The sequence below is a fragment of the Alphaproteobacteria bacterium genome, from assembly GCA_018667735.1.
Taxonomy (GTDB): Bacteria; Pseudomonadota; Alphaproteobacteria; order Rickettsiales; family JABIRX01; genus JABIRX01.
Map to the genome: position 1 here is coordinate 1 of JABIRX010000055.1, position 9,744 is coordinate 9,744.

The following is a 9,744-nucleotide window of genomic DNA, read 5'->3' on the forward strand; positions in this document are numbered from 1 at the left end:
AAGAATATATTATTTTTACCAGGAGATGGTATTGGTCCAGAAGTCTGTGCAGAAGTTAAAAAAATAATTAACTGGTTAAACCTTCATTATAATACAAATTTTACAATTGAAGAAGCGTTAATAGGTGGTGTTTCTACAGATCAATATGGAAAACCATTAACAACAGATACAATAAATTTGGCAAAAAATTCGGATGCCATATTATTAGGAGCAGTTGGTGGTCCAAAATGGGAAGGTTTAGACATTTCAATTAGGCCGGAAAAGGGTCTGTTAGGAATTAGGAAAGCTCTAGATTTATTTGCTAACTTAAGGCCTGCTATAACTTTTAAAGAATTAGTACATAGCTCAACAGTTAAAGAAGAAATTATCAGCAATTTAGATTTAATGATTGTTAGAGAATTAACTGGTGGTATCTATTTTGGTGAGCCAAGAGGTGTAGATATTGTTAAAGGTAAAAGATCAGGTTATAATACATTAGCATATCATGAAGATGAAGTTATTAGAGTAGCAAAGGTTGCTTTTGATATTGCAGATAAAAGAAGTGGAAAATTATGCTCTGTAGATAAAGCTAATGTTTTAGAAGTAACAGAAATGTGGCGTGACATAGTTACGGACTTACATAAAAAGCAATATCAAAATATAGAATTATCTCATATGTATGTTGATAATGCATCCATGCAATTAGTTAGAAACCCAAAGCAATTTGATGTAATGGTTACAACTAATATGTTTGGTGACATTCTATCAGACACCGCAGCAATGCTTACGGGTTCACTTGGTATGTTACCAAGTGCATCACTTGGAGCTAAATTAGAAAATAATAAACAACATGCTTTATACGAACCGGTACATGGTTCAGCTCCTGATATAGCGGGAAAAAACATCGCAAATCCTTTAGCTACAATCTTAAGTTTTGAAATGATGTTGCGCTATTCATTTTCATTAGATGATTTGGCCAATAAGTTAAATCAAGCAGTTAAAAATGTTTTGGCTAATGGTAATAGAACCATTGATATAAAAGAAAAAAACACTAATTTAGTATCATCTTCTGACATGGGAGATTTAGTAATAAAAGAATTAGAAATGTTATGATTAGGGCCTTAGTCTTATCCCTTTTTTTACTTACTACTTTAAACCTTCAAGCAGCTAGCTATGGGGAGTTTAAAGAAATTGATGTTTTAGATAGTAAGCGAGTAATTGTTACTAGTTGGAATAGTAAGCTTGGTCTTAAGCTTTTTAAAAAAGCAAAATATAAAAATGACTTTTACGATCTTGCAAGTCACTTTCAACCCCAGAAAAATCCTTTATATTGTGGTATTGCTAGTTCAGCTATTATTTTAAACGCTTTAAATGAAGATAATAATATTATTGTTAATTCTAAAAATACAATTAAAAAGCCAAAAATATACGGAGCTACAGTAATTCCCTTTTATAGTTTTACTCAAGATGATATATTAAATAACAATACAGACTTTATAAAAAATAGAGCTGTAGTAAATTTCAAGACTATTGATCAAAACCTAGGAAGATATGACCCAGGCTTAACATTAAAACAATTGGCAAAATTACTCGAATATTACACCTTAAATGTAAAACTAATCTATGCTGATGAAAGTAATAAAGATGGAGTTAACTCTTTTAAGGAGATTTTAAAAAACACATTAAATATAAAGGGAGAATATATTTTAGCTAACTTCCAAGGAAAAAAAATAGGTTCTCTAACGTCAGGTCACATCTCTCCTGTAGCTGCTTACAATGAAGCTAAGAATCAAATATTAATTTTAGATGTTGCAAGCCATAAACAACCATGGTTCTGGGTTGATGTAAATAAATTTTATGAGGCTATGCAAGAAAAAGATGGCTCTAAATCTAGAGGCTATTTAATTATAAGTAAGAGCCTTTAGAAGCTAACATGCTCTGTTATTTCTAAACCAAAGCTATCTAGTCCAATTACAGATTTTGGATTATTAGTTAATAATTTTAATTTTTTGATTCCTAGATCTTTTAAAATTTGAGCACCAGTACCATAATCTCTAATTAACTTATCTTGTGGCTTTTTGTGCAAGTTATTCTCACGATTAAATAATGTTTCTGAGACTTTGTTTTTTTGAGGACTTCTAAGTAATACCAACACTCCAGAATTAGCAGTGATTTTTTTAAGTGCAAGATCTAATTGATCAGCTTTGTTGTTGGTGTTATCTCCAATAATGTCGGCTAAGATATCTTGAGAATGCATTCTAACTAACACAGATTCCTCTGGATTAATATTGCCACTACTTAAAACAATATGCTCTGCATATTCTGCATTGCTAACATAAACAGATATATCTAATTCTCCATATTTATGCTGTATTTTACTTTTTATCTTACATGAAATAAGGTTTTCTTGTTTTCTACGATAAGCGATCAAATCTGCAATCGAACCTATTTTTAAATCATGCTCTTCTGCAAACTCATATAGGTCAGGTAGCCTAGCCATGGTTCCATCCTCATTCATAATTTCGCAGATAACCCCAGATTGATTTAGCCCTGCCAACTTAGCTATATCTACTGAAGCCTCTGTATGTCCTGCCCTAACTAAAACACCTCCATTTCTTGCAACTAAAGGAAAAACATGTCCGGGTGAGCAAATATCATGTGATGTTTTGTCTTTAGAAATAGCGGCTTTAATGGTTGTTGCTCTATCTCCTGCTGAAATACCAGTGGTAACCCCTACTCTTGCTTCTATAGATATTGTGAATGCAGTACCATGTCTAGAACCATTTAAGGGTGACATTAATGGTAAATTTAATATATTACTTCTATCCTCAGTTAAGGTAAGGCAAATTAAACCTCTACCATATTTAGCCATAAAATTTATAGCTTTATGATCAGCATATTCAGCTGGTATGACTAAATCTCCCTCATTTTCTCTATCTTCATCATCCACAATGATAAACATCTTTCCAGCTTTAGCATCACTGATTATGTCTTCTATTTTGGCTAGTTTTTTATTTAACATGTAACTTTTTTATATATTTTGCGATTAAATCTATTTCTATATTAACATCATCACCATCTACTAGCTCTTTCATATTAGTGTTCAACCAGGTGTGTGGAATAATATTTAAGTATATAATGTTATTTTCAATTTTATTAATAGTCAAAGAAATACCATCTATTGTGATAGAGCCTTTATCAATTAAATAATCTACATAATTATCGCTTATTAAAACTTTAACAATATATGAATCATTCAAAGATTTGATAGAATCTACTTTTGCAACATCATCAATATGCCCTGATACCATATGACCATCAAACCTTGAGTTAGCTGACATTGCTTGCTCTAAATTAATCTCTTTACCAATGGACCAGTTTGAAATTGTAGTTTTAGCTATTGTTTCTGCTGAGATAAAAAATGACAATTCTTTTTTGTTTATATTGGTAATAGTAAGACAAGCACCATTACAAGCAATAGATTGTCCTATTTTTAATGTTTCATCAATATTAGCTGCTATTATAATTTCTTTTTCTGTGCCCTTTTCTATAATATTGGTTATTATACCCAAATTTTCTATTATTCCTGTGAACATTATTTACCTATGCAAAATGATGTGAATATTTTATCAAGAACATCTTCAATATCTATTATCCCTGTTATTTTGCCTAATAAATCTGTACATCTTCTTAAGATCTCAGCAGTAAAAATTAAGTCACCATTTAAATCGACTTTATTTAACTCTGCTATTATTTCATTTATAATAATATAATGTCTTTCTTTATTAATTGACACATTATTGTCCGAATTATATTGCAACTCAATCAAGCTTTGTAGTCTATTTAGGAGCAAATCAAGGTTTTTCTGGTGCTTAACAGATATTGTTAAAGCATTGGTTAAGCTGCAATTAGAACTTAAGTCACTCTTATTTATTACCAATAAACTATTCTCATCAATATATTCTTTATAATTTTCATGCTCATCTAATTGATCTACGCTGAGTAATATGATTTTAAGATCAGAATTATTTGCTTTCTCCTTTGTTTTTTCTATACCAATTTTTTCAATTTCATCCTTACTTTTAACTCTAATACCGGCGGTATCTATGAGAGTTACTAAGTAACCAGATAAATCTAAATTTACTTCAATAACATCTCTTGTTGTACCAGCTATATTTGAAACTATGGATACATCTTTGCCTGCTAAATAATTGATTAGGCTAGACTTTCCAGCATTTACAGGACCAATTATACTTATTTGAATACCATGAATAATAGCTTTTTCTTTTTTAAAGTTTTTTATAAGATTTATAAAATCTTTTTTAATAGATTTTACTATGTTGTTTATTTCTGCTAATTTGCTAATTGGAATTTCTTCATCAGGAAAGTCTATAAAAGCTTCTATATAGGCTCTGACTTCTATCAGTTTTTCTCGAAGTTTAATAAAATAATTACTATTCTTGCCTTCTAATTGTTCTAGAGCTTTATCTGATTGCTTAACAGTGTTAGCATTAACAAGGTCATTAACGGCTTCTGCTTGCAGTAAATCTAGTTTGTTGTTTAAGAAGGCTCTTTTGGTAAACTCGCCAGCTTCAGCAAATCTGTAGCCATCTATATTTGTTAAAATTTCAATAACTTGCTTGTAGATAGATAAACTTCCATGCAGAGAAACCTCTATTATATCTTCGCCTGTAAAACTGTTAGGAGCCTTGTAATAAACCACTAATGCTTTGTCTATAAGCTTACTATTATGTGTTAATGCACATAATGTGGAATATCTTGGGGTGATGTTGTTTTTTATGGAGAAAATATTATAAAATTCTAACGCTTTACAACCTGATATTCTGATGGTAATTACACTTGCCTTAAGAATTGAATTTATGGGGGCGAATATCGTATCCATATTAAGTTTTACTTTAAAATAAAGATTATAATAATATAAATAGAATAAACCAAGATAAAATTTAATGAAGATACTAGCTTGCAATTCAAATAAGCCACTAAGTTCGGCTGTAGCAAAAAAATTGAACAAACAATTATTAGACGCTCATATTAAAAAATTTGCGGATGGTGAAATATTTGTAGAAATAAATGAAAATGTTAGAGGAGAAGATGTATTTGTTTTGCAATCCACATCATGCCCTACTAATGAAAATTTAATGGAGTTATTAATTTGTATAGACGCACTAAGAAGAGCTTCTGCTAAAAGAATTACAGCCGTTATTCCCTATTACGGTTATGCCAGACAAGATAGAAAGCCAGGGCCTAGAACACCAATTTCAGCCAAGTTAGTAGCAAATCTAATAACAACAGCAGGCACAGATAGAGTTTTAACTATTGATTTGCATGCAGGACAGATACAAGGTTTTTTTGATATTCCTCTAGATAACTTATATGCATCCCCCATTTTTATTAGAGACATAGAGAAAAATTTTGACTTAGCTAACACAGTTATAGTTTCTCCGGATGTTGGAGGTGTTGCAAGAGCAAGAGCAATTGCGAAAAAATTAGATTTAGATTTAGTTATTATTGATAAAAGAAGAGAAAAAGCAGGAGTGTCAGAAGTTATGAATATAATAGGTTCTGTAGAAAACAAACATTGTATTTTTATAGATGATCTTGTTGATAGCGCAGGAACTTTATGTAATGCATCAGCTGCTGTCAAAGCAAAGAATGCTCTTTCCACTAGTGCTTACATTACTCATGGTGTGTTATCTGGGAAAGCGGTTAGTAGAATCAGAGATTCGGACTTAGATAATTTAGTTATTACTGATACTATAAATGATTTAGATAAGATTTCAGATCTTAAAAATGTGAAAATCATTACTTCATCCTCTTTGATTGCAGAAGCAATTGATAGAATATCTAATGAAAAATCCGTTTCTGTACTTTTTAGCTAAAATAAGCTTAGCAGTAAAATGTTTTTACTTGCAATTAAAGGATAGTAAAGTATTTTCTTTGCTCTAAATAGTTAAAATAAAATTATGCCTAATATTTTCGCAATAAAAGCAGAACAAAGAACAGAAACTGGAAAAATAGCTTCTAAAAAACTTAAACATCAAGGTCTTATACCTGCTGTTATATATGGACCTGGTAAAGAGCCAAAAGCAATAGCCGTAGATTTTGCGCTAATAGCAAAGAGACATAAGCAAGGTAGATTTTATACTCAATTATGTGAAATAGAATTAGGAAATAAAAAAATACAAGTTATACCTCGTGATCTATATAGACATCCAGTAACTGATAATGTAGAGCATGTTGATTTTTATGAATTAGACGCAAAAATTAGAGTTAAAATAAAAGCTCAAATAGTTGCGCAAAATGAAAGTAAATGTAAAGGCGTAAAGTTAGGTGGTGTTCTTAGTCATAATATTAGAAGAATTGAACTTTTATGTTTTCCAAAAGACATAATTAGCGAAATAAGCGTTGATGTAGAAAAATTAAACATTGGTGAATCTATTCACATTTCAGATCTTAACTTACCAAAAGGAGTGGAAGTAAAAGTAAATGAAAATTTATCTATATTCACAATTTCTGGAAGAACTCCTGAAGAAGAGTCAGATGAAGCTACTGATGAAGATGCAGCATCTAAAGTAGAAGTAATCACTGAATCAAAAAAAGAATAAGGAATATAACAACTTATTTCGAATGATTTTAATTTGTGGACTTGGTAACCCAGGTTCTGAATATTCTAATACAAGACATAATATAGGCTTTTCTTTTATAGATTATTTAGCCAAGTCTATGTTAGGTGAAGGTTTTGCATATAAAAGTAAATTTAACTCTGACTTAATCTCTCATGTCTTTAATGACGAGAAAATAATTCTTGCAAAACCTCAAACATATATGAATAATTCGGGTGAACCAGTTGCTCAGATCTCTCATTTTTATAAAATTAAAGCAGAACATATTATTGTTATTCACGATGAGTTAGACTTGCCATATGGTAAAATCAAGACTAAGTTCTCTGGTAGTCATGCTGGTCATAATGGTTTAAAGGATATTGATAATAAAATTGGTGATAATTATCATCGTATTAGAATAGGAATTGACCATCCAAGAAACCTAGAAAATAATGAAATAAAAGTATCTGATTATGTTTTGCAAAGCTTTTCTAAAGATCAGCAATCTTCGCTTAACGATGTTTATATTGAAGCTGAAGAGAAGCTTGTTAATATATTGCTAACAATGTCATTGTAAGTTTTATAATTTTATTGCAATATTTTATTTAACATCAATTTGTTTAACATTCCTTTTAAACGCAGTTAACTTTACCATATATAGTTTTGCATAAATATATAGAAGGCTAATTCTAAAAATATTATAGTTTAAATAACTATATTGGTCCTAATATTTATGCCTAAATTACAAGTTTTTTATAAACCTTGCCATCTAGTAATAATATTTTGTTCAATGTCGAATTGATCCAATATTCTACCAACAGTATGGTTTACAATATCATCTATAGTTTTTGGTTTATTATAAAAAGCTGGGACAGGAGGAAATATTATAGCTCCAATATCTGAAAGTTTTTTCAAATTATCAAGATGTATACTATGTAGAGGAGTTTCTCTCAAACATAATAAAAGTTTTCTTTTTTCCTTTAAAACAACATCAGCTGATCTACTAATTAAATTGCTACTTATTCCACATGCAATTTCTGACATAGTTTTGACAGAACAGGGAGCTATAATCATACCATCAATTTTAAATGAACCACTTGATATGCAAGCAGAAATATCTTTAAAAGAATAAGCTCTATAGGCTAGATTTTTTAACTCTCGAATATCTATATCCAATTCATGCTTTATAGTTATAAGTGCAGCATTAGATATAATTAAGTGAACTTGTATGTTTTCGGCTTTATTTAATATTTCTAATATTCTATAGCCATATATAGCTCCACTAGCACCAGTAATTGCTAGAATAATATTTTTCATTATGCAACTTGATTATTAGCTAAATTTTCTTCACTAGCCAAATCTGTTTCTCCCTCCATTCCAAGTGCAGTACGATAAATTTCTAACATGCTTTCTTTTTCATATAATTCATTATGGTCTAACTTTCTTAATTTTAGAATTTCGCGCATAATTTTAGTGTCATAGCCAAAAGCTTTAGCTTCAGCAAAAATTTCCTTAATATCATCAGCTATAGATTTTTTTTCAGATTCTAATTTTTCTATTCTTTCCACATAGCTTTTTAAATGAGCTCCGTCAACGCCATTTACAGTTTTTGTATTCATTTTCTTTCCTATTTTATTTAATTAAATTATACATATATTATTATATATTTATTTTATTTAATTGCAAAATGAAGATTTTTATTATTACAGGCGAAAAATCTGGCGACTTATTAGCCAGTAAAGTTATTAACCAACTTAAAAAAAACTATAAAAACCTAGAATTAAAGGGTTGTGGGGGTGAGCATTTAGCAAAAGAAAATATAAAAAATATTTTTGCTCAAAAAGAAATAAACCTAATGGGTTTTTTTGAAGTAATCCCCTCTTTATTTAAAATTTTAAAATTAATTAATTTTACAGTGGCTGAAATTATTAAATTCAAACCTGACATAGTAATTACTGTAGATGCACCTGATTTTAATTTTAGAGTTACAAAAAAGTTAAAAAAACTAAACTTTAAAACAAAATATATTCATGTAGTTGCTCCAACTGTATGGGCTTATCGTGAATATAGAGCTAAAAAAATAGCTAAAATATATGATCTATTGTTAGTTCTTTTTCCATTTGAGCCTCCTTATTTTGAAAAATATAATTTAAAAACTAAATTCATTGGCCATCCACTAATTTTTGAACAATACAGAATTGATAAAGAAATAATATCTCCAAAGTTACTTAAAAACAAGTTACCTCTTTTAGTTTTAACCCTAGGAAGTAGAGATCAGGAAGTAAAAACATTATTACCCATATATTTAGAAGTGATATCGAAATTAAAAGCAAGAGGTTTGAAATTTACTACTGCTATCCCAACTTTTAACAAATATATTAATTTAATTAAAGCTTCTTTTCCTGATGCATTAATTACGACTAATCAAGATGATAAATATTTTGCATTTAAAAATGCTGTAGCTGTTATCGCTAAATCAGGTACCAATAATTTCGAAATAGCAAAAGCGAAAGCCCCCTTCTCTATTTGTTATAAAGTAAATTTATTTACATATATTTTATTAAAATTAATGGTAAAAACAAAATATGTTAATTTGATTAATATCTTAGCAAAAAAAGAAATTATAGCTGAGTTTATTCAATATAAATGTAAAGCTGATTTAATTACAGAACATACATATATGTTGATGACAGATGATACATATAGAAAAGAGCAAATAATTGCACAAAACTTATACTTAAAAGACTTTGTTAATAACAACCAAGACCCTAGTAAAATTGCGGCGGAAGAAATAATAAAATTAGTCAAACCTTTTTGATCTTAATCTGTAAAGTAGCACATATATTAATAAAAAACTTGCGGTTATCAAGCAAGTTAAAAGAGTTATTTGTTTCAAGTTTGTATGTATTAGCTCCTGATTATTACCAAAAACAAAACCTATATAGCTAAGAATAGATACCCAAATAGAAGAGCCTAAAAAAGTAAAAAAAAGGAATTTATTGAAATTCATGTTACTAAAACCAGCGGCAAAAGATATATACTGCCTTATACCTGGAATTAATCTACCAAATGAAGTAGAAACAGTATCATGCTTATCAAAAAAACTTATTACTTTAATTAACCTTTTATTAGAAATAAAAAA

At 29.3% G+C, this 9,744-nt stretch carries 12 protein-coding genes; 6 read left to right on the plus strand and 6 right to left on the minus strand.

The features are described from left to right. Positions 1–6 precede the first annotated feature (6 nt). Together leuB and HOH73_05975 are read left to right on the plus strand one after the other, a co-directional pair. On the plus strand, positions 7–1,092 hold the full coding sequence (gene leuB / locus HOH73_05970) for a 3-isopropylmalate dehydrogenase (GenBank protein MBT5828400.1): 1,086 nt from the start codon (positions 7–9) through the stop codon (positions 1,090–1,092). Then, positions 1,089–1,904: a hypothetical protein gene (locus HOH73_05975; protein MBT5828401.1), complete on the plus strand. Its 816-nt coding sequence runs from the start codon at positions 1,089–1,091 to the stop codon at positions 1,902–1,904. The genes leuB and HOH73_05975 overlap by 4 nt, the downstream gene beginning before the upstream one ends. Here the strand turns inward: HOH73_05975 and ribB are convergent. From ribB to mnmE, 3 genes are read right to left on the minus strand one after another with little or no spacing between them, the layout of a single operon-like run. Beyond that, positions 1,901–3,001, minus strand: coding sequence for a 3,4-dihydroxy-2-butanone-4-phosphate synthase (ribB, locus tag HOH73_05980; protein ID MBT5828402.1), 1,101 nt, complete (start codon positions 2,999–3,001; stop codon positions 1,901–1,903). The genes HOH73_05975 and ribB overlap by 4 nt on opposite strands. Continuing rightward, positions 2,991–3,575 (minus strand): riboflavin synthase, encoded by a 585-nt coding sequence (locus HOH73_05985; protein MBT5828403.1) that lies wholly within the window; start codon positions 3,573–3,575, stop codon positions 2,991–2,993. The genes ribB and HOH73_05985 overlap by 11 nt, the downstream gene beginning before the upstream one ends. Further along, the gene (mnmE, locus tag HOH73_05990) at positions 3,575–4,882 is read right to left on the minus strand and encodes a tRNA uridine-5-carboxymethylaminomethyl(34) synthesis GTPase MnmE (GenBank protein ID MBT5828404.1); all 1,308 of its coding nucleotides are present in this window, start codon (positions 4,880–4,882) and stop codon (positions 3,575–3,577) included. The genes HOH73_05985 and mnmE overlap by 1 nt, the downstream gene beginning before the upstream one ends. 64 nt (positions 4,883–4,946) lie before the next feature. Here mnmE and HOH73_05995 point away from each other — a divergent pair, with 64 nt between their 5' ends. The 3 genes from HOH73_05995 to HOH73_06005 all read left to right on the plus strand — a co-directional run bounded on the left by HOH73_05995 (position 4,947) and on the right by HOH73_06005 (position 7,179). Then, a complete protein-coding gene (locus HOH73_05995; protein ID MBT5828405.1) occupies positions 4,947–5,879 on the plus strand; it encodes a ribose-phosphate pyrophosphokinase in 933 nt (310 codons plus the stop codon). Between the two features lie 84 nt (positions 5,880–5,963). Then, positions 5,964–6,605 carry a 50S ribosomal protein L25/general stress protein Ctc gene (locus tag HOH73_06000; GenBank protein ID MBT5828406.1) on the plus strand — a complete coding sequence of 214 codons (642 nt, stop codon included), beginning with the start codon at positions 5,964–5,966 and terminating at the stop codon, positions 6,603–6,605. Between the two features lie 22 nt (positions 6,606–6,627). Next, positions 6,628–7,179 carry an aminoacyl-tRNA hydrolase gene (locus HOH73_06005; GenBank protein MBT5828407.1) on the plus strand — a complete coding sequence of 184 codons (552 nt, stop codon included), beginning with the start codon at positions 6,628–6,630 and terminating at the stop codon, positions 7,177–7,179. Between the two features lie 176 nt (positions 7,180–7,355). Here HOH73_06005 and HOH73_06010 read toward each other — a convergent pair whose 3' ends face one another. Next, a complete protein-coding gene (locus HOH73_06010; protein ID MBT5828408.1) occupies positions 7,356–7,919 on the minus strand; it encodes a UbiX family flavin prenyltransferase in 564 nt (187 codons plus the stop codon). Beyond that, on the minus strand, positions 7,919–8,221 hold the full coding sequence (locus tag HOH73_06015; protein ID MBT5828409.1) for a DUF2312 domain-containing protein: 303 nt from the start codon (positions 8,219–8,221) through the stop codon (positions 7,919–7,921). The genes HOH73_06010 and HOH73_06015 overlap by 1 nt, the downstream gene beginning before the upstream one ends. 68 nt (positions 8,222–8,289) lie before the next feature. Between HOH73_06015 and lpxB the strand changes: the two genes are divergently transcribed. Further along, a complete protein-coding gene (lpxB, locus tag HOH73_06020) occupies positions 8,290–9,420 on the plus strand; it encodes a lipid-A-disaccharide synthase (protein ID MBT5828410.1) in 1,131 nt (376 codons plus the stop codon). Here lpxB and HOH73_06025 read toward each other — a convergent pair. Further along, positions 9,403–9,744, minus strand: a 342-nt coding sequence (locus HOH73_06025) for a DedA family protein (GenBank protein MBT5828411.1), incomplete at its 5' end; no start/stop codon positions are given. The two genes, lpxB and HOH73_06025, sit on opposite strands and share 18 nt — an antisense overlap.

Coding starts and splice junctions, on each gene's coding strand:
- HOH73_05975 (MBT5828401.1), top strand. CDS start 1,089: ATGATTAGGGCCTTAGTCTTATCCCTTTTTTTACTTACTACTTTAAAC.
- ribB (MBT5828402.1), bottom strand. CDS start 3,001: ATGTTAAATAAAAAACTAGCCAAAATAGAAGACATAATCAGTGATGCT.
- HOH73_05985 (MBT5828403.1), bottom strand. CDS start 3,575: ATGTTCACAGGAATAATAGAAAATTTGGGTATAATAACCAATATTATA.
- mnmE (MBT5828404.1), bottom strand. CDS start 4,882: ATGGATACGATATTCGCCCCCATAAATTCAATTCTTAAGGCAAGTGTA.
- HOH73_05995 (MBT5828405.1), top strand. CDS start 4,947: ATGAAGATACTAGCTTGCAATTCAAATAAGCCACTAAGTTCGGCTGTA.
- HOH73_06000 (MBT5828406.1), top strand. CDS start 5,964: ATGCCTAATATTTTCGCAATAAAAGCAGAACAAAGAACAGAAACTGGA.
- HOH73_06005 (MBT5828407.1), top strand. CDS start 6,628: ATGATTTTAATTTGTGGACTTGGTAACCCAGGTTCTGAATATTCTAAT.
- HOH73_06010 (MBT5828408.1), bottom strand. CDS start 7,919: ATGAAAAATATTATTCTAGCAATTACTGGTGCTAGTGGAGCTATATAT.
- HOH73_06015 (MBT5828409.1), bottom strand. CDS start 8,221: ATGAATACAAAAACTGTAAATGGCGTTGACGGAGCTCATTTAAAAAGC.
- lpxB (MBT5828410.1), top strand. CDS start 8,290: ATGAAGATTTTTATTATTACAGGCGAAAAATCTGGCGACTTATTAGCC.